The 23,631-nt window shown below is 67.0% G+C and carries 23 protein-coding genes; 9 read left to right on the top strand and 14 right to left on the bottom strand.

Annotated elements, in window-relative coordinates:
• Positions 1 to 84: 84 nt before the first annotated feature.
• Positions 85 to 1,257 carry an acyl-CoA dehydrogenase gene (locus ACFWPH_RS31400; protein ID WP_378755856.1) on the bottom strand — a complete coding sequence of 391 codons (1,173 nt, stop codon included), beginning with the start codon at positions 1,255 to 1,257 and terminating at the stop codon, positions 85 to 87.
• A 129-nt stretch (positions 1,258 to 1,386) separates the two neighbouring features.
• On the opposite strand from ACFWPH_RS31400, the gene ACFWPH_RS31395 reads away from it, so the two are divergent.
• The 8 genes from ACFWPH_RS31395 (at position 1,387) to ACFWPH_RS31360 (ending at position 11,395) form a co-directional block, all read left to right on the top strand.
• Positions 1,387 to 2,169, top strand: a complete 783-nt coding sequence (locus ACFWPH_RS31395; RefSeq protein WP_378755855.1) for a hypothetical protein — start codon at positions 1,387 to 1,389, stop codon at positions 2,167 to 2,169.
• Between the two features lies 1 nt (position 2,170).
• On the top strand, positions 2,171 to 3,268 hold the full coding sequence (locus ACFWPH_RS31390) for a hypothetical protein (protein WP_378755854.1): 1,098 nt from the start codon (positions 2,171 to 2,173) through the stop codon (positions 3,266 to 3,268).
• Between the two features lie 25 nt (positions 3,269 to 3,293).
• Positions 3,294 to 4,772, top strand: a complete 1,479-nt coding sequence (locus ACFWPH_RS31385; protein ID WP_378755853.1) for a hypothetical protein — start codon at positions 3,294 to 3,296, stop codon at positions 4,770 to 4,772.
• A gap of 76 nt (positions 4,773 to 4,848) precedes the next feature.
• Entirely contained in the window at positions 4,849 to 6,147 is a 1,299-nt protein-coding gene (locus ACFWPH_RS31380) for an AAA domain-containing protein (RefSeq protein WP_378755852.1), read from the top strand.
• Positions 6,148 to 6,273: 126 nt separating this feature from the next.
• Positions 6,274 to 7,590 carry a S8 family serine peptidase gene (locus ACFWPH_RS31375; RefSeq protein ID WP_378755851.1) on the top strand — a complete coding sequence of 439 codons (1,317 nt, stop codon included), beginning with the start codon at positions 6,274 to 6,276 and terminating at the stop codon, positions 7,588 to 7,590.
• Between the two features lie 9 nt (positions 7,591 to 7,599).
• Positions 7,600 to 7,839 (top strand): hypothetical protein, encoded by a 240-nt coding sequence (locus ACFWPH_RS31370; protein ID WP_378755850.1) that lies wholly within the window; start codon positions 7,600 to 7,602, stop codon positions 7,837 to 7,839.
• 101 nt (positions 7,840 to 7,940) lie between these two features.
• Positions 7,941 to 9,830, top strand: coding sequence for a protein kinase (locus ACFWPH_RS31365; RefSeq protein WP_378755848.1), 1,890 nt, complete (start codon positions 7,941 to 7,943; stop codon positions 9,828 to 9,830).
• 404 nt (positions 9,831 to 10,234) lie between these two features.
• On the top strand, positions 10,235 to 11,395 hold the full coding sequence (locus ACFWPH_RS31360) for an FAD-dependent oxidoreductase (protein ID WP_378755847.1): 1,161 nt from the start codon (positions 10,235 to 10,237) through the stop codon (positions 11,393 to 11,395).
• Positions 11,396 to 11,478: 83 nt separating this feature from the next.
• Here ACFWPH_RS31360 and ACFWPH_RS31355 read toward each other — a convergent pair whose 3' ends face one another.
• The 9 genes from ACFWPH_RS31355 to ACFWPH_RS31315 form a co-directional block, all read right to left on the bottom strand.
• A complete protein-coding gene (locus ACFWPH_RS31355; protein ID WP_378755878.1) occupies positions 11,479 to 13,053 on the bottom strand; it encodes a polyamine aminopropyltransferase in 1,575 nt (524 codons plus the stop codon).
• 38 nt (positions 13,054 to 13,091) lie between these two features.
• Positions 13,092 to 13,517: a DUF350 domain-containing protein gene (locus tag ACFWPH_RS31350; protein ID WP_378755846.1), complete on the bottom strand. Its 426-nt coding sequence runs from the start codon at positions 13,515 to 13,517 to the stop codon at positions 13,092 to 13,094.
• Between the two features lie 41 nt (positions 13,518 to 13,558).
• Entirely contained in the window at positions 13,559 to 13,984 is a 426-nt protein-coding gene (locus tag ACFWPH_RS31345) for a DUF4247 domain-containing protein (protein ID WP_378755845.1), read from the bottom strand.
• 49 nt (positions 13,985 to 14,033) lie between these two features.
• Positions 14,034 to 14,618 carry a DUF4178 domain-containing protein gene (locus tag ACFWPH_RS31340; RefSeq protein ID WP_378755844.1) on the bottom strand — a complete coding sequence of 195 codons (585 nt, stop codon included), beginning with the start codon at positions 14,616 to 14,618 and terminating at the stop codon, positions 14,034 to 14,036.
• Positions 14,619 to 14,735: 117 nt separating this feature from the next.
• Positions 14,736 to 17,069, bottom strand: coding sequence for a hypothetical protein (locus ACFWPH_RS31335; RefSeq protein ID WP_378755843.1), 2,334 nt, complete (start codon positions 17,067 to 17,069; stop codon positions 14,736 to 14,738).
• A 105-nt stretch (positions 17,070 to 17,174) separates the two neighbouring features.
• Positions 17,175 to 17,492 carry a hypothetical protein gene (locus tag ACFWPH_RS31330; RefSeq protein ID WP_378755842.1) on the bottom strand — a complete coding sequence of 106 codons (318 nt, stop codon included), beginning with the start codon at positions 17,490 to 17,492 and terminating at the stop codon, positions 17,175 to 17,177.
• Positions 17,493 to 17,603: 111 nt separating this feature from the next.
• A complete protein-coding gene (locus ACFWPH_RS31325) occupies positions 17,604 to 17,927 on the bottom strand; it encodes a hypothetical protein (protein WP_378755877.1) in 324 nt (107 codons plus the stop codon).
• Positions 17,928 to 17,979: 52 nt separating this feature from the next.
• A complete protein-coding gene (locus ACFWPH_RS31320) occupies positions 17,980 to 18,318 on the bottom strand; it encodes a hypothetical protein (RefSeq protein WP_378755841.1) in 339 nt (112 codons plus the stop codon).
• Positions 18,319 to 18,515: 197 nt separating this feature from the next.
• On the bottom strand, positions 18,516 to 19,184 hold the full coding sequence (locus ACFWPH_RS31315; RefSeq protein WP_378755840.1) for a class I SAM-dependent methyltransferase: 669 nt from the start codon (positions 19,182 to 19,184) through the stop codon (positions 18,516 to 18,518).
• A 104-nt stretch (positions 19,185 to 19,288) separates the two neighbouring features.
• Here ACFWPH_RS31315 and ACFWPH_RS31310 point away from each other — a divergent pair, with 104 nt between their 5' ends.
• Positions 19,289 to 19,834 (top strand): TetR/AcrR family transcriptional regulator, encoded by a 546-nt coding sequence (locus ACFWPH_RS31310; RefSeq protein ID WP_378755839.1) that lies wholly within the window; start codon positions 19,289 to 19,291, stop codon positions 19,832 to 19,834.
• A gap of 47 nt (positions 19,835 to 19,881) precedes the next feature.
• Here the strand turns inward: ACFWPH_RS31310 and ACFWPH_RS31305 are convergent, their stop codons facing one another.
• From ACFWPH_RS31305 to ACFWPH_RS31290, 4 genes are read right to left on the bottom strand one after another with little or no spacing between them, the layout of a single operon-like run.
• Positions 19,882 to 20,826: an LLM class flavin-dependent oxidoreductase gene (locus tag ACFWPH_RS31305; protein ID WP_378755838.1), complete on the bottom strand. Its 945-nt coding sequence runs from the start codon at positions 20,824 to 20,826 to the stop codon at positions 19,882 to 19,884.
• On the bottom strand, positions 20,823 to 21,578 hold the full coding sequence (locus ACFWPH_RS31300) for an ABC transporter ATP-binding protein (RefSeq protein WP_378755837.1): 756 nt from the start codon (positions 21,576 to 21,578) through the stop codon (positions 20,823 to 20,825). Before ACFWPH_RS31300 ends, ACFWPH_RS31305 begins: the two co-directional genes overlap by 4 nt.
• Entirely contained in the window at positions 21,578 to 22,612 is a 1,035-nt protein-coding gene (locus ACFWPH_RS31295; protein WP_378755836.1) for a FecCD family ABC transporter permease, read from the bottom strand. Before ACFWPH_RS31295 ends, ACFWPH_RS31300 begins: the two co-directional genes overlap by 1 nt.
• A complete protein-coding gene (locus ACFWPH_RS31290) occupies positions 22,609 to 23,622 on the bottom strand; it encodes an ABC transporter substrate-binding protein (protein ID WP_378755835.1) in 1,014 nt (337 codons plus the stop codon). The genes ACFWPH_RS31295 and ACFWPH_RS31290 overlap by 4 nt, the downstream gene beginning before the upstream one ends.
• Positions 23,623 to 23,631: the final 9 nt, after the last annotated feature.

Here is a 23,631-nt window from a genome sequence, read left to right as displayed (position 1 = left end):
GTGCGAATTCGTGGAGCGGGTCGTTTCCCAGCCGATGCACTTGCTGACCGGGCTGCCTGCCGGCCGACCCTGGTGAGACCGCGCTCAGAGGAGTGCGGTGCGGGGGGCTTTCAGGCCGAGGGCGGTCGCGCCGGCGAGTTCACAGGTGGTGTCGTAGTCGAAGACCACGTGGCCGCTCAGTACGTCCACATCGCGTTTCAGGCGTTGCATCGGGTGGTCGGTGAAGTGGACGCTCGCGCCGGAAGCGTGCAGGAGATCGGCGATGATCGTGCGGGATTCGCGGACGATATAGGCGGCGGCGAGGCGGGCCTGGGCGCGAACCGGGACCTGAACGGGGGTGCCGGCGTCGAGGAGGGATTCGATTTCGGTGACCGTATCGTCGAGCAGGCCGCGGAGGGCGCGTAACCGCACCCGCGCGTGGGCCAGGTGGGCTCGGGCCATGGGTTTGTCCTGCTGGCGGGCACCGCCTTCGTAGAGGAGGATGCGGCCTTCGAGGCGGTCGGCGTAGATATCGGTGGCTCGTTCGGCGGCGCCGAGGGCGGGCATCGAGGCAGCGAGCGCCAGGGCGGGGACCAGGGGCCAGCGGTAGGTCGTGGCGTCGTGCAGGGCGGCGCCGGGGGCCGATCCGCTGTTGATATCGAACGAGCGGACCAGCCGGTGGTCGCCGACGTGCGCGCCCTGGATCACGACATCGTTGGAGCCGGTGGCGCGCATACCTTCGGTATGCCATACGTCGTCGATCGTGATGTCGGCGGCGGGCAGCAACGCCAGGGCCGGGTAGAGGCCGTCGTCGGGACCGCACAGTGCGCCGACCATGATCCAGTTCCCGCCCATCACACCGGTGGCCCAGGACCAGCGACCGGACAGGGTGATACCCCCGTCGGCCGGGATCCCGCGACCGGTCGGCGCGAGCGGAGCGGGGCACAGGAACGGGCCGCTGCCGTACGCCTCGACCTGCGCTTGTTCGGGGAACAGGGCCAGTAGCCAGTTGTGCAGGGTGTAGAAGCCCAGCGTCCAGGCGCTGGAGACGCAGCCGTGCGCCATCCGGCGGATCGGGTCGAGGATGGCGGGGAATTTCTCCTCGCGGCCGCCGAATCGTTTCGGTACCAGATATTCGAGGAATCCGGAGGCGACCGCATCGGCGAGAGTCTGGTCCGGTAGGCGGCGCAATTGTTCTGCGGCCTGGGCTCTTTCGGCCAGCGCATCGACGAAGTTCTGGGTGATTCCGGGTGTGCTGTCCGGCTCGGCCGCAACCATGGTCGCGACCGTAACATACCCAAAAGTATGGAGTAGGCAGCTTCCGGAATCCGGTAATTCGACCGACATACCGCGGCAAATACTGGCATTTACTGGACTTCCCTGGAAACGCGCCCTAGATTCTCCTCCATGCCCACCGCCGAGGCGCTGGAACAGCGCATAGCCGAGCTGCGCACCCAGGTGCGCCGCGCCGCCGGGTCCGGTGACCGGACGGCGGCGCGTCGGTTGCGCGCCGAATTACGTACCGCCGAAGCAGAATGGGACGCAGCAGTTCTCGGAACACCCGGCCCCGCCGTGCCCCCGCGGCAGCAATCCGGCGCGGTGCCGGTGCGCGAACATGTGCACCGCGCGCTCACCCTGCTGTCGGTGCCGGCCGCCCCGAAACTCGTGCTGGCGGTGCACGAGGCGTTCTTCTCGGGCGACCTCGTCGCGGCCCGCCTCACCAGCCTGCGCCGGGACGAGGAGCGGTCCTTCCGCGCGGCCCCGTACGCCCGCCCGTACTACATCTGCGCGGCCCTCACGACGGATCTGCTGGCGCCGGCGCGGGGGCTGCTGGCGGTGAGCACCTGGCCGGCGGCGCAACGTATGGTCGGGCCGCTGAGTCCGCGAGTGGATCTGCTCACCGCCGCGACCCGGCTGGCCCGGCACCTGGCCGATCACGGCGATACCGCCGCGGGACAGCGGGTGCTGTGGCAGCTGGCGGTTTCCATCCCGGGCGCCACCGACGGGACCGCGATCGACCCGGATGTGGTGCTGGCGGCCGCGGAACGCGAACTCGAGGTGCACAGAGAAGACGACATACAGCAGCGGGCCGACGCCGCGGAGCGGGCACAGCGGCAACTGGCGGACCCCGCGGCGCAATTGTTCGGCACACGGCTGGCCGTGGCCGGACGGCGAAGGAACGAGGCCTGAGATGACGCTTGCGCAGAATTCCCTGACCGACCGCCTGGACGAGCTGCGCGGCGCGGCCCCGGCCAGCCGGCACAATGCCCGCACCATCGCGGCGCTCACCGCGAATCCGGGGTGCGCGCGCCGGGCGCTGCTGGACGCCGCGGCCGTGGACAAAACGGTGATCGCCCGCGAACTGGGGTTCCCGCCGCAGTTCGGCCAGTCGCCGTTCGCGATCACCCGCGGCAATTCGTTCGAGGCGATGGTGAAATCGCACGGTTGCGCCGAACTGCTCCGGCTGCTGCGTGAAGAACTGGGACTGAGCATTCCGGAAGTCGGCTACCACGATCTGGCGACCGTGGGCGATAACGCCACCAACTCCATCCGCTACCAGCGCACGAAACAGCTACTGGGGCAAGCGCTGAGCTCGGGGCAGGGCACGCTGTTCGACCATCCGATGCTGCGCCTGGAGATCGCCGGCGCCACCGCCTATCTGGAACCCGATGTGGTGGCGTTGCAGATCGGCGGAAAGTTCTACGTCGTGGAAATCAAATCGTTCGCCATCGTCGACGGCCAGGCCGATCCCGCCCAGGTGGCCTCGGCGGCACGGCAATCGGCGGTATACGTGCTGGCGATGCGGGAACTATTGCGCGAGCTGGGATATTCACCCGACGATGTGGCGCACGAATCGATCCTGGTGGCCGCGCGAGATTTCACGAACCGGCCGGTCGCGGCGAAACTCGATCTGCGTAAACAGCTCGCGGTGATCGGGCGGCAGCTGTCGCGGCTCACCACCATCGACTCCCTGCTGGATCTGGTGCCCGCCGGCGCCTCGTTCACACCGGGTGAGGGGCTGTCGGATACCGTCTCGGCGATTCCGTCCCGGTACGCGCCGGAATGTATGTCCAGCTGTGAGCTCGCATTCGCCTGCCGCGCCGAGGCCCGGGCACAGGGGTCGGTGGATACGCTGGGCCGCGGGGTCTGCGACGATCTCGGCGGGATCGACAACCTGGACACCGTGCTGGCGCTCGCCGAGGGCACCCTCGACCCCGCCCCGGAGCACGCCGATATCGCGGAGATGCTGCGCCAGGCACAGACACTGCGCCTCGAGGTCGCGGGATGAGCGGGTCGAGCCCGGAGGCGGCAGTATGAGCGTGCTGAGCGCGCTGGCCAAGGCGACCGCGGCGCGGACCGGCCGGGCCGAGCCCATTGCCGCCCGGCGGCATTACCACCTCGCGGACCGTCCGCTGGTGCTTGTTCCGTTGCGGCTGGCCGGTGAGGCCGCGGCGCCGCTGGCGGTGATGCTCGGTTCGGCGCCGGAGGATTCGACGGTGCTGCTCGTGGCGCAGCCGCGCGACCGGATTCTGCGCCTGCGTTTCATCGAACAGCTGGCCGACCGTGTGCTGCCCTATATTTCGGCGTTCTGCGAGGACGCCGAGGAGCTGACGGTCAAATCGACCGGCGAAACCTATCTGCGCTATCTGGATGCCCCGCAGCTGCTGGTGCCCAATCTCGGTGGTGTGCAGTTCCTGCGGCTGCTGGGGCGTTCGGTGCGGTTCCATCGCACCGAGGGTGAGAACGCCGTCCCGGAATCGCTGCCGCTGCTGGGTCGCTGGCTCACCTGGTTCGGTGACCGCTCGGATTTTCCGGGATCCAGTGTGTGCCTGGCGATGACCTCGGTGCTCACCGCGCATTGGGCGTCGGGCCAGTCGGCGCTGGAGGATGCGAACCTGGCCGCCCTGCTCGGCTGGATCGACCCGCCCGCCGGGCTCACCGGCGCACAGGCCGCCGCCCTCGCCGAGGATCCGCTCGCCTCACCGCCCGCCGGGCCCGCCACCGATCCCGGATTCGACAACGAAGAGCTGGCACCGCTGATCGCCGCCTACGACAGTGCGGAACACGAGTGGGCGAAAGTCATTGCCACCGAACGACTCGAGCAGGCGTTGCGTGGCCAGCTGGAACCCACCTGGCGGCTGATGTGGCGGGCGGTGGAGCTGCTGCGTGAACTACCCGAGGGCGCGAGCGTGGACCGGCGCTGGACCGACGATCGGTCGGCGTTCTCCTGGTTCGTCTCCGATATCCCGGAGGGTTATCCGCAGGCCCGCCGCGACTCCGCCGTCTCGGCGACCCGGCGGCTGCTCAAACAGGAACAGGCACTCGACACCTTCCAGGCGCAGCGGGCGTTCGACGATCCGCGCGTGCTGATCGAATACCGGCTCGTCGGCGAGGCGTTCCAGGGCACGGTCACCGACTGTGAGCCGCAGCGGCGGGCGAAACCGAAGTCGCGGGAGGTACCGCGGCCTTACGTCTGGGTGCATACCACCGATCCGTTCCGCGGCCGCGTCGGCGAAACCCTCTTCCGGATCGACCGGCCCGCGCAGAAAGCCGAAGTGGTCGCGGTCGAAGACGATGTGGTCCAGCTGGAGCTGGTGAGCGGGATGGGTCAGGGCAAGAATCCGGCCGTGGGCAGCGTGCCCGAAGAGGGCGACCCGATCGGTTTCGCCCGCTTCTCCCCCAGCGGATTCGGCGGGCCGCCCGCCAAACTCCCGCCGCGCGAGGAGACACCGTGGACGCACGGCGGCCCCCCGCCCGACCCGTCGGCCGAACACCAGGAGGAGTGGTCTTGAACGAGCGACGGCGGGGGAACCATCAGCACAGCGCGCACGTGCGCACGAGGGAACCGAGCGCAAACGAGGCGCAGTCATGAGTACTGCCGACGCGGTGATCGGCGCGATTCTCACCGATCTCGACAACACCGCGCACCGGGCGCTGGTGGTGGATTCACCGCCCGGCGCCGGGAAGTCCACGCTGGTGGTGCGCGCGGCCCGGCAGCTGGCGGCCGCCGACGACGAGCAGCGGATGATCGTCGCGCAGACCAACGAACAGGTCGACGACCTCATCGATCGCCTCGCCACGGCCGATCCCGAACTGCGGATCGGGCGCCTGTCCGCCGGCGACTACCGGCCCAGTGCCCGGATCGACCGCGCGAACGTGGATGTCGCGAACCGCCCGGCCGACCTGGAGCGCTGCGCGATCGTGATCGGCACGGCCGCGAAATGGGCCACCCTGGACGAGGGCCGCTGGTCGTACGCGATCGTCGACGAGGCGTACCAGATGCGTTCGGATATGTTGCTGCGTATCGCGAACCGGTTCGACCGTGGACTGTTCGTGGGAGATCCCGGTCAGCTCGACCCCTTCGCCACGGTCGATTCCGACCGCTGGGCGGGCCTGTCCTGGGATCCGACCATGAGTGCGGTCGCGGTGATGCTCAACCACAACGACGGTATCCCCGTGCACACACTGCCGGTGTCGTGGCGGCTACCGCCCTCAGCGGCGTCGGTGGTCTCCGCCGCGTTCTACCCCTTCGCCCCGTTCCAGGCCGGGACCCGGCCGGAGCAGCGGCGGATGGAATTCGGCACCCGCGGTCTGCGGGGTCCGGTGGACGAGGTGCTGGACGAGGCCGCGGTCCACGGCTGGGCCTATTACGAACTGCCCGCCCGGCACACCCTGCGCACCGATGCCGAAGCGGTGGCCGCCATCGCCGACCTCACCTGCCGGTTGCTGGAACGCGGGGGTATCGCCCATTCCGAACAGGGCACCCGGGAGATCGACGCGACCCGGATCGCCGTCGGCACCGCGCACCGCGACCAGGCCCAGGCGGTGCGGGACGCGCTGGCTGCGACGATCGCCGCCGAGGTCACCGTCGATACGGCGAACCGGCTGCAGGGCCGCGAATACGATGTCACGGTCATCCTGCATCCGCTCTCGGGCCGCCGCGATGCCGGCGCGTTTCACCTGGAAGCCGGGCGGTTGTGTGTACTGGCGTCGCGGCACAGGCACGCGTGTATCGTCGTGGGCCGCCGCGGGATCGACGAACTCCTGGACGCGCACCCGTCGGCCGAACCCGTCTATCTGGGTGTGCCGGTGAAATTCCCCGACGGCTGGGAGGCCAACCAGGCCGTGCTCAGCCGGTTGGCGGCCCACCGCATCCAGGCTCGCTGAAGAAGGACTCGCAACAGCGGCAGCGGGCGAATCCGGAAACCGGCGGGAGACAACCGCGCCGCGGGACGATCGGCCGGGGTTGCGCTCCGATTGCCATGTCCGCGGTAGCGAGGCACCATTGCGGGCATGCGAGTCGTGATCGAGCTCCGCCCCGCCCCCGAACAACTCTCCGCCGCAACCGGTTCGGCTACCGGGATTTCCGCCACCGATCTCGCCGGCGAACTCCCCGGGTTCGCGCTGGACTCCGGATTCGCCCCGGTGGCCCTGCCGCCGGGCGCGCGGGCGGTGGGCGATACGGCGCAGCAGGGAACCGGCTCGTATCTGGTGCGCGGGGAGATCCCCGACGGTGATCGCGCCGCCCGCGAGGCGCTCGCCGGCGCCGCGGGCGTGGCCGGTATCTTCTCGGATCCGGTGATCGAACCGGTGCTCACCTGCGGTGACGACGGCGCGGTGGGTGACTGGAACAAGGTTGCCGAGCTGCTGGGTCGCGCGGAACTCACCGCGGCCGGGCTCACCGGCGAGGGTGTCGCGGTGGCCGTACTCGATTCCGGGATCAACGCGGGGAAGGTGCGGGAGGCGAGCGGCGGCGAGATCACCGTCGATACCGCACGCAGCTGGAATCCGGCCGGAGTAACCGGTAAGGCCGGTGAATTCGCCGTGGGGCACGGCACCATGTGCGCTTTCGACGCGCTGATCGCGGCCCCGCGCGCGACCTTCCTCGATATCCCGCTGCTGCAGAGTTCCCGGACCGGTGGCAGTGAGATGGACGGTCTGCTCTCCGATGCCCTGGCCGCTTTCGCGCATCTGCGCACCGTGCTCACCCAGCAGCCGGAGGATCGCCGCGCTCTGGTGATCAGCAACAGCTGGGGTGCGTTCTCACCGCAATGGGATTTCCCGGTGGGCGATCCCGGCAACTATTCCGATAATCCCGGCCATCCCTTCAATGTCATCGTCGGATCGCTGGATGCCGCGGGCGCCGATATTCTCTTCGCCGCCGGTAACTGCGGACGGGACTGCCCGGACGGGCGCTGCGCCTACCCCGAGCGGCCGATCACCGGGGCCAATTCCCATCCGAATGTCCTGTCCGTGGCCGGTGTCGATACCGGCGGTCAGCGGGTGGGGTATTCGTCGCAGGGGCCCGGCCGGCTGGCCGACCGCAAACCCGATATCTGCTCCTACACCCATTTCCTCGGTTCCACCGCCTTCGGTGCGGATACACCCGATACCGGGACCTCCGCGGCGTGCCCGGTGCTGGCCGGGGTGGTCGCGGCATTCCGGACGAGATGGCCGGCCACACAGATCCCGTCGGCCCGGCTGCGCGAACTGCTGCACGGCACCGCGGCCGACCGGGGTGGTGCGGGATTCGATCACGATCACGGATACGGGATCGCCGAACCCCGCGCCCTGCTCGCCGAACTCCAGAAAACGGCCGCCCGGGCGTAATCTGGTCTCATGCCGCTGCTCACCGTCGATCTGCCACCGGGCTCGGTGCTGGCCGACGCATTGCGTGCGCTGGACCTCGCCAAGGACGAGGTCGACTGCGAATACGGGCTCATCGCGCTCGACCCCGACGCCGGTCGTTTCGCGTTGCGGGTCGGCGCCGCGGCCGCCGCCCGGCTGACCGGCTCGGCGGCCCGGGTGTTCGCCGATCCGGCTATCGAATCCAGCACCCCCGACGAACCCCCCGAATAACCGAAATATCCCGAATAACCAGCTATTTCACCGATTTTCACGGGCCGACCCCGCACATATGGGGTGCTGTGAACGGTCACAGGATGTGGTATCCGTTGCTCGTGGAAGGAACACCGTTCGGTCGCTACCGGCTGCTCGATCTACTCGGGGCCGGAGCCATGGGGGAAGTACACCGCGCCTACGACACCGGAACCGACCGGCTGGTGGCGGTGAAGGTCCTCGCGCGGGAGTTCGCCCACGACGCGCTGTACCGCAAACGCTTCCAGCGCGAAGCCCAGGTCGCCGCGCGGCTGGCCGAACCGCATATCGTGCCGATTCACGATTTCGGCGAGATCGACGGCCGGCTGTTCCTGGATATGCGACTGGTGCAGGCACCCAATCTGGCGGAGCTGCTCGCGGAGCGGGATCGGTTGGAAGCCGGCGAAGCGGTGGAGGTGATCGCGCAGATCGCCGCGGCGCTCGATGCGGCGCATGCCGAAGGACTCGTGCACCGGGATGTGAAACCGTCCAATATCCTCGTCACCCCGAAGGGTTTCGCCTATCTGATCGACTTCGGGATCGCGCGCAGCGACGAGGACACCACCGTCACCACCACAGGCGCGGTGATCGGCACCTTCGCCTATATGGCCCCGGAACGGCTCGCGGACGACGAATCGGACACTCGTTCGGATGTGTACTCGCTGGCCTGTGTTCTCTACGAATGCCTGGTGGGGGCCAAGCCCTACCGCGGCGAGAGTATGCAACGGCAGATTGCCGCGCACCTCAACGACGAACCGCCGCTGCCGTCGAATGCCGGTGTGCCGCGACCGTTCGATGCCGTGATCGCCAAGGGTATGGCCAAGTACCCCAGAGACCGCTACGAAACGGCCGGTGAACTGGCAGCCGCCGCCCGGGCAGCGCTGTGGGAACCACCGACGGAAGAGTCACCGGTTCCCGCCGCCGCACCGGTTCCCGCCACCACAGCACCGGCATCGGTTCCGGCCACCCCAGATTCGGAGACTCGAGACCCGCATACTTCTCCCCCTGGCACGCCGGTAAGCCCCGCGGAACCGACTCCGGTGCCGACGGCGAACCCGGCTCCGATCACTACGCGGGACCCCACCCCGATCACTACTCCGGACCCCACCCCGATCGCGTTTTCGAACCCCACTCCGATCGCGTTTGCGGACCCCACTCCGGTTGCGACTCCGGAATCCAGGCCGGGCGCCGCTCCGACTCCGCGGCCACCGTGGCGGGCGATTATCGTGATGTCCGTGCTGGCGCTCGCCGTCGCCGGGACATCGGCGCTGGCCCTCACCCGGGACAACAGCACACTCGTCACCGAAACCCCTGAGAAGGCTCCCCCGGCATTGAGTTCGACCATCCGCCGGCCGGCCCCGTCCACACCTGGTCCGGTGCCCCCTGGACCGCCGCCCGCCCTCGCGCCGCCGGTGTCGGTCACGGAATCGGTGCCGGTCACGCCGGTGGTGCCCGGCGGTCCGGTCGCGGACCCCCCGCCGGTGTGGACCGAACCCCAACCACAACCCAGCGGGCCCCCGCCACCACCACCGGTCACCACGACTCCGTCGCCACCGGTCACCACCACAACCGCCGAACCCACTGAATCCGAAACCACAACTCCGGAAACGACCACGCCGGTCACAACCACGCCGGAGACGACGACTCCGGAAACCACGGTGACCACGACCGAAGAAGAGGGTGAGGAAGTAGCGGAAGACGGCAGCGCCGACGCCACCGGCAGCACCATCGCGACCTCGTCCCCAATCGGGCCCACAGACGGCACCGCTATCTCTCCCTCGGGCGGATCAGCTACGGATACCACCGCGTCCTCGTCCACCGGGACTGCGGTCGATACCACCGCCCCTTCGTCTACCACCGGAGTCACGGAGGGCACCACCCCACCGGCCAACGGCACCGGCCAGGGACCCGCCCCGGCCTCATCCACCGACCCCGTCACCGCGGCCCCGCCCACGGCAGCCGATCCCGGCTGACTCCGGGATCAGTATTTCGGACATGCTCCCGACCCGGTGCTCCTCCCACGAACCCGGCGATGTACCCGCACTGGGTCCCCGGTCTACGGTCTTGCCGGACCACGCATATGTCCGCGGGACCCATCGAGCAACTCAGGTATGGGCGCAGTGGAGCCGACGGTGCAGCGGCCCGGGTCCGCGCACAGCCGCGGGCGGAACTCTTGGCGGTTCATCAGCGGCACTGCCGACCGAATATTCCGATCCGCGGGCGGGAATCGGGCATCGGATACCGCGGATGGCTCGGCACGAAGCTGTCCACCTGCTCCGCGGCGACTCGAACGAGTCGAATCACACAGCGCTCACCCGCTGCGCCCGCGCCATAATCGAGCCAGGACGGGCAACGGTGCCCGATACGGGAGGTGGGGATGACCGGCGAATCCAGCAGACAGCAACACCGGGCGGTCGTGGTCGGGGCAGGTATCGCGGGGCTCACCGCGGCTGTCGCGCTGCGGCAGCGCGGCTGGCAGGTAGAAGTCCTCGAACGAGCCGGCGAGGTGGGGCCGGCGGGGTCCGGGTTGAGTCTGTGGCCCAACGGTTTACGAGGACTGGATACGGTAGGCATCGGAGCGGCAGTCCGGGAACAGGCACTGTCGGCCACCGAAGCGGGGATGCGTGACCCGTCCGGCCGGTGGCTGGCACGGACCGATATCTCCGGAGTCCGCGACCGCTACGGCGATCTGGTGATGATCCATCGGACCGACCTGTTCGAGATCCTGCGCGACGCGCTCGGGGACGAACCCGTCCGGCTCGGCGCGGCAGTGGACGCCGTGGATATCACCGACAACGGGGTCCGGGTCCGGCACAATCTCGGTACTTCCGAGGCGGATCTGGTGTTCGGTGCCGACGGCATCAACAGCACTGTCCGGGCCCTGCACTGGCCCGGTGCCGCGCCACCGGAGTACGCGGGTTACACCGCCTGGCGGTCCATCGTCCGGCCCCGTACGCCCGTCACTTCCGGCGGCGAAACCGTCGGGCGTGGGGACCGTTTCGGTATGGCCCCGCTGCGGGACGGCCGGGTGTACTTCTACGGCTCTGCCACCATGCCCGCGGGTGCCGACAGCCCGGGCGGCGAACTCGCCGAGCTGCGCCGGCGTTTCGCCGACTGGCACGATCCGATCCCGGATCTGCTGGCCGCGACCGATCCGGCGACACTGCTGCGGCACGATATCTACGAACTGCCACGGCTCGACAGCTATGTGCGCGGGCCTGTCGCCCTGCTCGGGGATGCCGCCCATGCCATGACACCGAACCTGGGGCAGGGCGCGAATCTGGCCATCGAGGACGCGGTCACCGTGGCGGCACTGCTCGACCGGCACCGGGATATCCCGTCCGCCCTCGCCGAATACGACCGGCTCCGGCGGGCGCGGGTCGAACCGCTGCAGCGGTTGTCACGCTGGATGGGAACCGCGCTCCAGGCGTCCTGGGCCCCGGCGGTGGTGATACGCGATGCGGTCATGCGATTGACGCCCACGGGCCCGGCGCTGCGCGGCTTGGCACCCGTGCTGAATTGGCAACCGCCCAACTGAGTTCTCGTGCGGGGCTCCGCTCCTTCGAGCCTCAGCCGGGCCGGCGCATCGAAGGCCGGCTGGACACCGTCGGCGCCCGGGTCCTACACCCATTCCTTGCGCGCCAGGTCCAGGATTACCGGGTGCATCAAGGTGGAGGGTTGCTCGCCGGTATCGCGGCGGTCGGGCGCGAAAACCTTGGCCGCCTGCAGACTCGTCCGGTCGATCGACCGCAGCGGAGCCGGTGGGTCCAGACGCAGTTCGGGGTTCGGGTCGCGAGTGGCGAGCAGGAAACCCCAATCGCCGAAGCTCGGCACATCCACGTGATAAGGCAGCACCGTCAGCCCTGACGTACGAACCGTCGCCGCGATACACCAGTAGGAGTGCGGGGCGAAGAACGGTGAACCCGCCTGCACCACCATGGTGGCTTCCGGGGCCAGCACCCGGGCGGCCATGGCGTAGAACTCGGTGGAGTAGAGCTTGGCGATGGAGGTCTGATCCGGGTCGGGCAGGTCGATGATCACCGCGTCGTATTCCTGATGGGCGGTGCGCAACCAGGTGAAGGCGTCGGCGGTGACCGTCCGGACGCGGGGGTCGGCGAAGGAGTTCCGGTTGAGTTCGGTGAGCCGCGGGTCGGTGCGGGCGAGGTCGATCATGACCGGATCCAGTTCGACCAGGGTAACGGTACGGACGTCCGGGTATTTCAGGATCTCGCGCAGGGCGAGCCCGTCGCCGCCGCCGATGACCAGGACGTTCTCCCGGTTTCCGGCGAGCGCGGGATGCACCATCGCCTCGTGGTAGCGGTACTCGTCGACCGAGGAGAACTGCAGATCGCCGTTGAGGAACAACCGGGTGTCGCGGGTGCCGAACGGTGAGGCCGATTCGGTGAGCACGATCTTCTGGTATTCGGTCTGGTGCTGCCACACGATCGGTGCCGCGAACAATGCCTGCTGGGCGGTGGCTTCGAACCGGTCGGCGTAGATATAGCTGCCGATCAGGACACCCGCAACGAGCACGGTGACCATGCCGAAGGTCGCTTTGACCAGATGCGATAGATCCGCGCGGAACCAGATGAACACCAGCGCCAGCCCGGCCAGCGCGTTCACCACACCCACGATGAGGCTGCCGCGAATCTGCCCGAACACCGGCAGCAGCAGGAACGGGAACGCCAGACCACCGAGTAGCGCGCCCACATAATCGGCCGCGAACAGATCGGCGACCGCGCTGCCCGCCTCCTGTTTGCGGATACGCTGCAGCAGTTCCATCAGTAACGGAATCTCGGCACCCACCAGGGCACCGATCACGCAGGAGGCCACCACCAGCGCCGCGGTGTAGAGGTTGAGCCAGGCGTAGGCGGCGTACAGGCCCAGCACCGACAACCCGCCGACCAGCGCCAGCGCGATCTCGACCGCCAGGAACGCCGGCGCCGCCAGATGCCGCAGCGGTTTCGCGGCCAGCGCACCGATCCCCATCGCACACACCATCACGCTCAGCGTGATCGAGGCCTGCGTGGCGGTATCACCGATCAGATAGCTGCCCAGTGTCACCAGGGACAGTTCGTACACCAAACCGCAGGCGGCGCAGACGAAAACGGTGATCAGCAAGGCGATCCGAGGGAATCTCCCGGGGACTCCCGGCGGCTGTACCGCGGAGTCGGCTGCCGCGCCGCCGGGTTCCACCGGCGGCTGTTCGGCTGTCAGAGTGCTCGCCGACACCTTTACGTGAGTGCGGAGGCGACCACGGCCGCGACCGCGATATGCACCGCGGCGCTCACCCACACCCCGGGATGCAGTTCGTGTTCGTTCACCACACCTCGAAATTCGCCCGGTGTGGCGAATTCCAGTACCAGGAACGCCAGGCCCATCGCGACCAGGCCGATGATCCCGTAGACCGCGCTCGAGATCAGCGCCTGCCCGATCGCACCACCGGAGGTCCAGATCGCGGTGGCGACGATGATGCCGACACCGAGCATGTTCGCGGCCACCAGCAGGGCGGCGTTGCGGTTGCGCTCCACCCAGATCTGGTGGCGCAGGTTACCGGGTGTGAGCACATCCACCAGGACGAACCCGAGCACCATCAGCACGATGCCGAGGCCGGAGTAGGCGGCCGCGGCACCGGCGTCCGCGGGCAGGTCTTGGAGCATTGTTTCCTCCTGGAAGGGGTCGATAGGTCGCGCGGCGGAGCCTATTTTCCGTCGCCGGAACCGCCACCGCGGAAGCCGCTGTTATCGCTGGGCCAGCCGAAGACACTGACAAAGGCGTGGTGGCGCCGGTAACCGTTGCGGTAGTCGTCGACCAGGATCTTCGATCCGGAACCGTACGGGGAGATCGCGATGATGTCGTCGCGGTACTGCAGGAACGTCGTCGGTCCACTCGAACGCCGGTCCAGCGGCCGCGCTGCCTTGGTGATCTCGTCGGCGACCGCACCCGGCTGTTTGCTCGCGGTATAGGCCCGGCCGTTGTTCTTCTCGTCGAGATTCGCGGCACGGGTGTAATGGGAGGTGATGTAGGAGCGCGCGCCATCACCGTCGTCGTCGTCGGAGCCACATCCGGACAGCACACAGGCGAGGATCGCGCAGACAGCAGCGACCACCCACGATTTACGACTCACAGAAAACCTTCCCCCGTCTGGTACCCAGCCCGTCCGGTAATGCAGCTACTCAAGACGGCGACTGTGGATAGATCATAATCGCACTTCGGTACAGGAGCTGCCCGATTGCCGCTTCCTTCTTCCCCGAATCCCCGAAATCCTCGAACGACAGGCGAGTTCCGTCCTCGGCGCGATAGTCGTAGTAGGCCACCGTCCCGGACGGAGTGAGCCCGGTGGTCGCCTCCCCGATATAGCGGGCGGTACCCGACTCCTCCAGCCGGAACCGTTTCCCGTCGTGCTCGAGCTCGTCACCACCGGGCGCCGGGATACCCGGCGTCTCCGTCCACAGCACCAGCTCGAGCTCGGGATCCTCCTCCACCGACAGCCATTTACGGATGCCCTTGGCGTTGTCCAGCAGATGCTCACTCCACTGGTAGCCGCCCTCCTTCAGCCGCAACGAACCGCGCACGGTGTAGGTCTCGCCGAAGATATCGGCGATATCGCCGGCCTTCAGCGCCCGCGGGTCACCGCGCAGGGCATCGGAGTCCTGGTCGGCGAACGGGTCGACCGGTCCGGGTGGCGCGGCAGGCGCACTCCGGCGCTGTATGAGCAGGTATGCCACGATGCCCGCCAAGACGAGTACCACGATCAACACGACGATCCACAATGCGGTGATGGCTGCCTCCCTCCGGCGATCTCAGCGGAGAGTAGCATTCCCACCTCCCGCACGCCGGTCACCGCGTCCAGCTACCCCACGATGACCGGCAACCGCCTACGTCTGCTCGGGTCCCTGGATCGGTGGCGGCTCGGGCGGCTGCGATGCAGTGATCTTCGGCTCCGGCATCTCCGTGGGCGCCTCGGGAATCTGCATATTCGTGCCACCGGCGGCATCCAGGCCGGTCGGATGGAAGTAGTTCTGGAACTTCCCGTACTGGGGATTGTCCAGATTGCTCTGATTCAGCGGCACCAACTGGCCGTTCTCCAGATAGTGCGGCCCGTTACCGTTGTCGACGACAACCGCGCTGTGGTTCTCCCACGCGATCACATCACCCGTCCGCAGGGCCGATACATCGACCACCTGCCAAGGATGCTCGACGGTCTGCTCCCCGGGTGTCCCGGCATAAGCGGTGCCCGCATCAATCGCAGGATTACCCTGCTGCCGGGTGAGGGCATCGGAAACACCCTGCGGAACCTTGATCTTCGTCTCCGGGTCACCGGGCATCGGCCAGTCCACAGTGGCGCCGGGAGTACTGACTATCGGCGGAGCCCCGGTATCGGTCGGCGCAGCGACGGCCGGCTGAGCGGTGGCAACGCCCGGGTCGGCGGTGACGGGCACGCCCGGAGACTGCTGCGGCGGACCGGGAACCTGCCGATCCTGGTCGCGGCGCGGGTCGTCATCGTCCTTGCCCTTGTCCTCGCCCTTCTCGCCCCCGCCCAACGGGCCCTGGCCGCCCATGGCGTTGGCCAGCAGCGGCGCCATCATCATCGTGGACGGGTCCATACCGGCCTGCTGCGGCTGAGCCGGCGCCTGAGCCTGCGTAGCACCGCCACCCGCATTTCCGGTGTCGCCGTTGATGTACTCCATCACCCGGTCCTCGAGACTCGAGGGTTTGTCCTCCTCGCCCCCACCGAGCAGATCCTCCGTGGCCGAACCTTCCGGCGTGGAATCAGAGCCTCCCAGGATATTCGAGAAATCGTCGCCCAATGCCGCGAGTTCCGCGTCGGGATCAGCACTCGGATCGGTATCGGTGTCGGCACCTGCATCAGGATCGCTACCCGAGTCGAACTCGCTGTCGCCGCCGTTGTTTCCGCCGCCGTTGTTTCCGCCGCCGTTGTTTCCGCCGCCGTTGTTTCCGCCGCCGTCGTCGCCACCACCGTCGTCGCCACCACCGTCGTCGCCACCACCGTCGTCGCCACCACCGTCGTCGCCACCACCGTCTTCGGGCGGCTTCTCCGATTCCGGATCATTCCCAGCGTGCCATTTACCGTCATCGACACGTTTCGCCCACTCGGGGTCATCCTCGGCGAGGCTTTCCGCATCCTTGACGTACATATCCACCCGAGCGGTGCAGTCGAGCACTCCGCGTCGTATTATCTCGTAGAGTTCTAATTCTTCGACGACATGCTGTATTCCGACCTCAGTTAGTTTCGGGTCGTCGTCTTTGACTTCCCCATTTTTCTGCTCTTCGCCTTCGGTGAGACCACTCTTACCGGACCCGACCAACTGCTCGGCCCACTCGTCATCATCGTCGTCCTCACTGAACTTGTAACTACCCACAAGACTGAGGGCCATTGCCTCGTTGATGTCCTGAACTTTGTCGAATACGTCCTGGTACGCTTCCAAGTTGTAACGATCGATTTTGACTACCATACCGTCGAACCTTGCGTCGATATCACGCCAGTCGTCCAGCAGGTCCCCCATACGGCCGTTCGCCTCCATCTCGGCCACTGCCGAATCCCCTTCGGCAGCCAGATTGGTGCTGAATTCCTCATCGAGGTTATCGTCCAAGTGCTTGTCGTCACCCTTGGGGTCCAGGAGGTATTCCGGCTTGTTGATATCTCCTGTACCCAACTGACGGCTCAACCACTTCAACTGTAGATTTGCGAGGTCGATCGCATCTATTAAATCACCCGAAGGGCCTACACCGATGCTACTCGTGGGTTTTTGGATCTTCAGCGGGAAATCTTCATATGACGCATAAACCCAATCGCCCTTATCGTTCTCCGCATAAATATCGCTGGATTTTTTGTGCTCGTAATTATCGCCGAAAGTTTCGGTTATCGATACCGGGTCGTCGTCCTCTTGCCGCTCGTCACCAGCAGTATACGTGTCGGTATTGACGTCAGGAGTATCCGGATTGTTATCGGCGTCTGTGTACTCGCTACTTTCTTCTTTATTATAGGCCTTGCCATCTTTTGTAACCAGATATTCTGATTCACCCGCGTCGAAAGTATCGACGACAACCCTCTGACCGGACCATGGGTCGATCTGACAGAGGGTGACCTTGCCGCCGACTTCGTCTTGCTCGTAGAAGTATCCCGATTCAGGTTGCGAATCCGGTGTTTCGCGCTCACCGTCATCTGTATATACGTAATACTCTGTCACAAGCCCCCCTCAGAATTGAGGATTCCGCTGGTTTCCACCCTCCGGCCATCCCGTAAAAGCCGGATTCCGAGCACCACATCTCGCAGTGTCATGCGCGTGACGTACTCATACGTCGTCCGTTACGCGATTCACCCTTACCTCGCCGTCGCCATCGCCATTCTCGAAATCAACGGCTCCGCGATACCCGGAATCGCCCGATTCTTCAATTCCGTCCGCAAAGAATGTCAGGTTCCTCCGGCGGTTCTCGCGTCTTTCACGTACATTTTCCACAGCGCCATACGCACCGAAGCCGGCGGCCATGAGCAGTTGCTCCGGATAGTCGGCGTCCCCCTCGGCATGGGCGCGAACGCCAGGTGTCACCCGATGTTTTCCTCCGGCACGGTGGCGTACATCGTCCGGAGTTTGATCGAAGCGTGCCGCCATCTGCTGAAGCCTTCCTTCTCGCGTTCGCAGATCAATTGTCCTGTATCCCCACTGTCGGGGAGCCGACGCGACGAGACCTGGAGACCAGTGAGTAGCGGTGCCGGATCAGTGCTACTCGCCGAACTCCGCCGCCTCCGCACGACGGTAGTCCGCTTCGCTCGGCAGCCCACGTGCCTCCACCGCGTGGGGCAACATTCCATCGTCGAGCAGTGCCTGACGCCGCCCTACCTCGGACTTCATACGCGCAAGACGGGCAAGCCGCAGGATCTCGGTAGCCAGCCATTCATCGGACTCGTCGAGTACTTCATCACTCAGGTGTAATCCGACGATGATTCCCGACATGCTGCACGCCACACCGACCGTGTAATCGGGGTTGAAAACCTCGAAAAAGCGCTGACCATGCGAGAAATAACCTGGTGATACAACTACTTCCATGGCACTCACCGCCGGCATCCAACGCCCGGCGAGCCGGACAGTCGACGCCCGGCTAGCGCAGCCGCCGCGGCACCCATGGCACTTCGGGTATATCGGGCAAGTCGGTTTCCGCTATGGCGAGTTTGTGCCGCCGTGCCGCGTCCAGCGTACTTTCGTTGATGGCAGCCATGATGTCGACAGCCAGTTCTCGGCTGCCGGCCGAGTGTGCGACTGTGCCGGGCGCGATGTACAGGTCGGTCAGTCGAAATATCCCGTCCACTTCCGGGATCACCCGGCCACTCGGAGAGGGCCGTCGGACCCGAATCCCCTGCACCCGCTCCAGCATATCTGCGAGGGCATGGCCGAGGGCGCGCCCCTGCGCAAGCACCTCGACGGTCTCCGGGTGCCTCATTCCACCCCCTCGGAAGACTGCGGAACTCGCTGCTGGCCGGACGAGGCCAACCCTCGGATCGCTACTACCGAAGCTCGCACCGTGCCAGCGCGCGACATCAACAGCGACAACACTCCTCCTTCGGCCTGTCGGACCCACCCAATCTTCCACAACAGACCGCAGTTATCACTGTTGGGAAGTTTTCGGAGGGCTCCGCGCTAGTTCGGCTTCGTACCCATCGCAACCCCGGTCATATGACGATTCCGGCAGTAGCCGAGGCCCGTGAATCCGGCTGCACTCAACAGCGGTGTGTAGCGCCGGATGTCGATGGCCTCGAAAGGGTCAGTGCCGTGCCGCGAATCCGCAGACCGGCCGAACAGGAAGCGCATCCACGGTGTCGGGCGGGCATCGGCGAGCAGCAACCGCCCACCCGGCCGCAACACCCGCCACATCTCGGCGATCGCCGCCTCCCGGTGTTCCTCCGGAATGTGATGCATAACGAAAGTGCACGTCACCACGTCGACGGAAGCATCGGGCAGCGGCAGTTCCTGGGCCGGGGCCCGGAGGTAGCGGTGGTTCGGGCGGGTGTCACGGCGGGTGTTGTAGTCGATGGCGGTGGCGGAGGGGTCGATACCGGCCGCACTGCCCCGCGGCCCGACCCGCGTTCCCAGTGCGCGAACGAGTTTCCCTGGACCACAACCGATATCGACGACATCGTCGCCGGGTTCGGCACCACTCGCCCGGACCAGTTCGGCGAGCAACCGGCGATGCCGGCCGAGGAACCATACGGTGGTGAACAGGTTGTATCGCCGCATGCCCTCGATGACCAGGCCGGTATCGGGTGCGTCGACGAACATCGGGCTGCGGGTGTGCTGATCTGATGTCATGGGTCGATCGTCGCCACCGCGGCCGCCGTCGACCAGAATCATATATGCCCGTTCTGTCCGTTACCGGACAGGTCGGGCGAAACTGTCCACCGAGGATGACCTATATGAGCACCCCTGATCGCAGGGTCCGGCGCACCCGGGAGACTCTGCACCGCGCCCTCATCGAGCTGATGATGCAGCGCGCCTACGACCGCATCAGCGTGAGCGATGTGATCGCGCGGGCGGATATCGGGCGTTCCACGTTCTACGCCCACTACCGGGACAAAGACGATTTGCTCGTGGTGAGTTGCGGTGAACATCTGCGCCAGGAGATCGCCCGCTCGTCCGACCGCGGCCGCTGGGCACCGGTCCGGGTGATGATCGGCCTGGCCGCGCGTTATCCGCAGGTATACGAACCGTTGATCGGGCCCAAGGCCTCGGCGACGGCCCTGCGTGGGTATCGCAGCAGTGTGGCCGCCATCCTGCGCGAACATCTCGACGAGCAGTCCGGCCCTCGCGCCGACGACCTCACCGTCACCACACTGTCCTGGGCACTTGTCGGCCTGCTCACCACGGTCACCGACCGCACGAACCCGGTCGCACCGGAACTCGCCTGGCGCCACTTCGAGGCGATCTGTCGCGGCACGCCCCCGTTTCCCGAAGGCACCTGAATACGGTTCAGCGAACGGATGAATCCCGGGCCCGGCTCGGGAAACGGTCAGCTACCCGAGTGGAACAGGGATGCCGACTGCTGCCGCACCCGCTCAGCGATCAGTTCGAGACTCGCAGTCGCGGCTCTCGGCACCAACGAGAGCGGTCGGGTATGGACCAGGATATGGTCGAGCAGCCCGCAGGCCGGATCATCGCGGAGCGCGGTCACGACCTCGTCCGGGTTTCCGATCAGCACACTGGGTGGCGCCTTCCGCGCCCGGCGCGACTGTTGTTCCCACTCGCGGAGCCGCTGCGCGAACTCAGGGTCGGTAGTGGCGATGATCGGCCGCGACACCGCGACGCGCGCACCTCGGCCGGCCCCTGCCCGGTATCTGCGAATCAAGTCCGCAACCCGGGAATCTTCTGCCCGTGGCCCGTGTCCGTCGACCGCGCGCCGGCCCACGATCAACCCCAGCTTTCGCTCGACGGCGGCGCGTACCCCGTCATCACTTCCCGTGGTGACCCACATCCGGTCCCGTAACCCCAGCGTCGAAGGTACGACCGCCGACCGCCTGTCGCTGCCGATACCACGCACTGCCCCCTCGGAAACCGCATCGACCGTCGCCCACAACTGGTCGCGCCGCCGCTCGTGGTCGAGACCCCAGGCCTGCGACGCCTGCAGTGAGGATCCGCTGCCGAAGCCGAGCTCCAGGCGGCCACCGCTCAGGACATCCAGCACCGCAGCATCTTCCAGCAGCCGCCGTGGCTCCTCGAAGGAGGCTGCGATCGAGGCAGTACCCAGCCGGATACGTTCTGTGTGCTGCGCGACCGCCGCCAGCAGGATCAACGGGCTGGGCACCGCCCCACCCTGATGCCCGAAGCGGTGCTGGGCAACCCAGAACGAGTCGTAACCCAGCGATTCCGCCACCCGGGCCGATTCGACGGCGTGGGCTATGGACTCGGAAGCGGTCACGCCCGTGTCGACATGGGTGAGCACACCCCAGCCGCTCACCGCAGCACCACCAGCGGCGTCCCGTCCACCGGATGCGCGACAATATCCGCCTGCACTCCGTACACCTCCGACAGCAGGTCCGGGGTCAGGATCTCGGCGGGAGTGCCGATCCCCCAGAGCTTTCCGTGGTCCAGTACCGCGATCCGATCGAACCAGCGGCCGGCCAGCTGCAGATCGTGAAGCGCGACCACCGCGGTGCCGGAGTGGTCGCGGACCGATTCCATCAGCGCGCGCTGGTGGCGCAGATCCAGATGATTGGTCGGTTCGTCGAACAGCAGCACCGGCGCCCGGCCGGCGAATGCCTGCGCGACCATGGTGCGTTGGCGTTCACCACCGGACAGCGTCGCGAACGCAGTGTTCGCGCGCTCCTCGAGGTCGACTGTCCGCAGACTTTCGATCACGACGGCGCGATCGTGCGCCGTGTCGAGATCGAACATCCGCTTGTGCACGGCGCGGCCGAGCAGGACGACGTCGGAAACAGTGAGCGGGAAATCGGCGAGATGCTGCTGGGTGACCACACCGGTCCGCTGCCCCACCGCACGTACCGGCGAACGCCATACATCCAGGCCGTCGAGCAGCACGGAACCGGCAACCGGCCGGCAGGCGCGATAGGCGGTGCGCAACAGCGTGGATTTGCCGCTACCGTTCGGCCCGACCAGCGCGACCCGCTCGCCGTCGGCGATATCCAGGCTGACCGTATCGACGAGGGTCGCGGCACCGGCCCGCACAGTCACCCGATCGAATCGAAGCATCAGCGACTCCCCGTGCGCCGCAGCAGCCAGACGAAGAACGGGCCGCCGACCAGCGCCGTCACGATCCCCACCGGGATCTCCTCCGGAATCATCACGGTCCGCGCGGCCAGGTCGGCAGCGATGGTGAACATCGCGCCTACCAGCACCGCAACCGGCAACACCCGGCGATGATCGGAACCGACCAGCATTCGCGCGATATGCGGAATCATCAAACCCACGAAGCCGATGACGCCGCTCACCGCGACAAGTGCCCCGGTGAGTACCGCGCACAGCACGATCAGCCCGAAACGTAACCTGCGCACATCCAGGCCGAGCGCGGTGGCGCCTTCTTCGCCGGCGAGCATCACGTTGAGGTTGCGCGCCAGCGGAACCAGCACCGCGCACGAGACGACGAGCACAATCGCCGGTACCACGAGCCGGTCCCAGCGCGCGCCGCCGAACCCGCCGAGGGTCCACTGCAACACCTGCGCCGCCAGGCTTTCATCGGGCGATGTCAACACCATCAGTGAGGTGAGCGCGCTGAGCACGGCGGATACCGCGGTGCCCGCCAATACCAGCCTGGCCGGCTCCACACTGCCGCGCCGACCCGCGACCGCAAGGACAACGAATATCGCCGCCAGTGCGCCGAGGAACGCCGCGAGCGGCAGCAGAACCGCCGGCGTTCCGAGACCGAACCGGAGCACTGTCACCGCACCCACTGCCGCACCGGAGGAGACGCCGAGAACTCCCGGGCCAGCCAGCGGATTGCGGACTACCGCCTGAATGGTGGTACCTGCCAACGCCAGACCGGCGCCGACTACACCTGCGAGCAGCACCCGGGGTACTCGGGTGTCTGCGATGATCAGGTCCTGGGAGCGGGTCCAGTCCGGTTCCACCAGGCCCGGGCCCGTGATCCGGTGCGCGAGGATCCGCACCGCTGTCGCCGCGTCGATTCCCACCGAACCCACCAGGATGCCGGCGATCGCTACGACGACCAGCAGCACTCCGGCGGCCACCGCGACCACCGTGAGCCGGGTGCGCCGGTACCCGATCACCGGAACGCGTCGGGATGCAGTTGCCGCGCCACATGTTCGACGCCGTCGATCGAGTACGGTCCGGGCTGCAGCTGCGACAGCGTGATCGTCGCGAATTTCCGGTCCCGAATGGCGGGGGTGTCGGCGATGGCCGGGACTCCTTCGAGGGTGGCCACCTTCGATTCGACCGACGGTGACCGGTACTCCGGGGTGGTTCCCTCCTCCCGGACCACGATCACGTCCGGAGCCCGTTCGGCGACCTGCTCCCACGACACGTTCATCCAGCGCTCGGGCATATCGGCAAAAACATTCACGCCACCGGCCGCCTCGATCAGCGCGGTGGCCATACTGTTTCCTCCGGTTGTGGCCGCGCTGTCGGTCCCCGAGGCATACAGGAACACCCGTACCGGTTCCCGATTCCCGAGCCGGCCGCGCACCGCGTCCAGCCGGGCGCGCAGCGCATCGACCGAGGCAACCGCTCGATCCGGCACCCCGAATATCTTGCCGATCACTGTGATCTCGGTGAAGATATCGTCGAGCCGCACCGGGCCGGTGGCGCATCCCTCCGGATTGAGGTGGGTCTTGATGCCCAGCTCACCGAGTTGCTCGCGGGTGTGACCGTTCTTCTCGCTGAATCCGTCCGGGTAGCCGGAATAGACGAAATCCGGTTCGGTGGCGATCAGTTGCTCCATCGTCGGCTGCTCCGAGGACAGGACCGGGACCCGCTGATACGCGTCGGTGTATGCGGGGGCGATATCGCGGCCCCGCATATAGGCGGTACCCGCCATCCGATCGGCGAGCCCGAGCTCGAGCATCGTTTCGGTGGCGTTCGAGGTGAGGGTGACGGCCCGCTTCGGCGGTGCGGTGTATTCGGTGGTGATACCGCAGTTACCGGCGTCCACGAAGTGAACGGCCGTCCCCGGGCTCTCGGTCGCCGGCACCGCCTCACCGCAGGCAGCGAGCGTGGGCATCGCACAGACCGAGACGGCCGCCACGGCCAGTCTGCGCAGCAGTGGGTTCTTCCGGAACACAGCGATCCT

It is taken from the genome of Nocardia sp. NPDC058499 (assembly GCF_042719915.1).
GTDB lineage: Bacteria > Actinomycetota > Actinomycetes > Mycobacteriales > Mycobacteriaceae > Nocardia.
The sequence above is the reverse complement of the archived record's forward strand: the minus strand, read 5'-3'. Positions and strand labels throughout refer to the sequence as shown.